The organism is Ideonella azotifigens (genome assembly GCF_006519715.1).
In the GTDB taxonomy this organism is placed as follows: Bacteria; Pseudomonadota; Gammaproteobacteria; order Burkholderiales; family Burkholderiaceae_C; genus Ideonella; species Ideonella azotifigens.
Map to the genome: position 1 here is coordinate 1 of NZ_VIDT01000862.1, position 1,991 is coordinate 1,991.

2 protein-coding genes are annotated in these 1,991 nt (G+C 71.0%); both read left to right on the forward strand.

Features of this window, described 5'->3' with window-relative positions:
* The coding region (locus FKP22_RS28555; RefSeq protein WP_141291495.1) for an amidase at positions 1-1,370 on the forward strand (1,370 nt) is incomplete at its 5' end.
* Between the two features lie 266 nt (positions 1,371-1,636).
* Positions 1,637-1,991 (forward strand): winged helix-turn-helix domain-containing protein (locus FKP22_RS28560; protein WP_233446992.1); only part of this gene is annotated, 355 nt, incomplete at its 3' end.

The following is a 1,991-nucleotide window of genomic DNA, read 5'->3' on the forward strand; positions in this document are numbered from 1 at the left end:
CGCCGGTCAGCCAGCTCTCGCGCTGGATCGAGCACAAGCAGCTCAGCTCGGAGCGGCTGACGCGCATCTACCTCGCGCGCATCCAGCGGCTGGACCCGAAGCTGCGCGCCGTCATCACCTTGACCGCCGAGCACGCGCTGGCGCAGGCCAAGGCGGCTGACCGCGAGATCGCGGCCGGCCACTACCGTGGCCCGCTGCACGGCATCCCGTTTGGCGTGAAGGACCTGCTGGACACCGCCGGCATTGCCACCACCTGGGGCGCAGAGCCGTACAAGGACCGCGTGCCGGCGCAGGACTCCGCCGTGGTGCGCCACCTCTACGCCGCCGGCGCTGTGCTGCTGGCCAAGCTCAGCCTGGGCGCGCTGGCGCTCAATGACATCTGGTTCGGCGGCCAGACCATGAACCCGTGGCTGCTGGAGGAAGGCGCTTCCGGCTCCAGCGCCGGCCCGGGCGCGGCGATGGCCGCCGGCCTGGTGGCCTTTGCCATCGGCAGCGAGACGGGCGGCAGCATCGTCAGCCCCAGCATGCGCTGCGGCGTGACCGGGCTGCGGCCGACCTATGGCCACGTGCCGCGCAGCGGCGCGATGACGCTGTGCTGGTCGCTGGACAAGCTGGGCCCGATGACGCGCACGGTGGAAGACGCGATGCTGGTGCTGCAGGCCATTTCCGCGCCGGACCCGGGCGACGTGGCCAGCGTGCCGGTGAAGCTGGACTTCTCGGCCACTGCCTCGGTCAAGGGCCTGAAGGTCGGCTACATCGCCAAGTGGATGGACGAGCCGCCGGCCATCGACGTGGACCGCAAGGCGCTCGCCACGCTGCAGTCGCTGGGCCTGCAGGCCGTGCCGGTCACGCTGCCGGACTGGCCGTATGCGGCGCTGAACACCATCCTGTTTGCCGAAGGCGCCGCGGCCTTCGAGGAACTGGTGCTGAGCCACCGCATTGACCAGCTCAAGGTGCAGCTGCCGGACGCCTGGCCCAACATCTTCCGCCAGTCGCGCTTCCTCTCCGCGGTGGACTTCGTGCAGGCCGACCGGCTGCGCCGCATGGTGGCGCAGGAAATGGCGCGGCTGTTCGCCGAGGTGGACCTGCTGCTGGTGCCTTCGCTGCGCGAGGAGATGCTGACGATCTCCAACCACACCGGCCATCCGTCGCTGACGCTGCGCACCGGCTTCACCGAAGTCAGCGAAGCCCGCAGCGACTGGGCGCCGGACCCGGCGAAGCCCTTGCCGAAGTTCAACCCGCCGCGCCGCGTGCCGCACGGCGTTACGCTGATCGGCCGGCTGTTCGAGGAAGGCCGGCTGGCCGAGGTGGGCATGGCGCTGGAGCAGGCGGCGGGGGTGGCCGCGCAACGGCCGGCGGGTTTCGAGTGAGCCTCCGTGGGCTAGGTTGGGGGCGGGCTGCGGCCAGCCCGCCCCCGAGGGGGATGAGAAAACTTGGGGCGGCCCGGCGTTTTCTCATGAGGAACTGGGACGCAGGGTCAAGCCGCCGCTTCGCCAGCGTGTAAAACCGGCCGCCGGCCTGCATTTGTCATCGCGATTGCAGAGGCGCGGCTGCCGGCCAGCCGGCACAATTCGGCGAGCCGCCAGCGCGGGGTGCACCGACCCTTCGGATGAGCGCCACGCCCACCTTCCCGCCCATGTCCGCCCTGCCCGCTTCCCCCACCGCACCGCTGAGCTTCACCCGTTTCGAGATCCGGCCCGCAGAGCGCCTGTTGCTGAAGGATGGCCAGCCGGCCGAGCTGGGCGCACGCGCCTTCGACCTGCTGCTGGCGCTGGCCGAGCGGCGCGAACGCGTGGTCAGCAAGCACGAGCTGCTGGAACTGGTGTGGCCCGGGCTGGTGGTCGAAGAGAACAACATTGCGGTGCAGGTCAATGCCGTGCGCAAGCTGCTGGGGCCGGACGTGGTGGCCACCATCCCGGGCCGTGGCTACCGCTTCACTGCGGCGCCGCTGGGCGAATCCGCCGCCCCCTCGCGGCCTGCCGAGGCTGTCA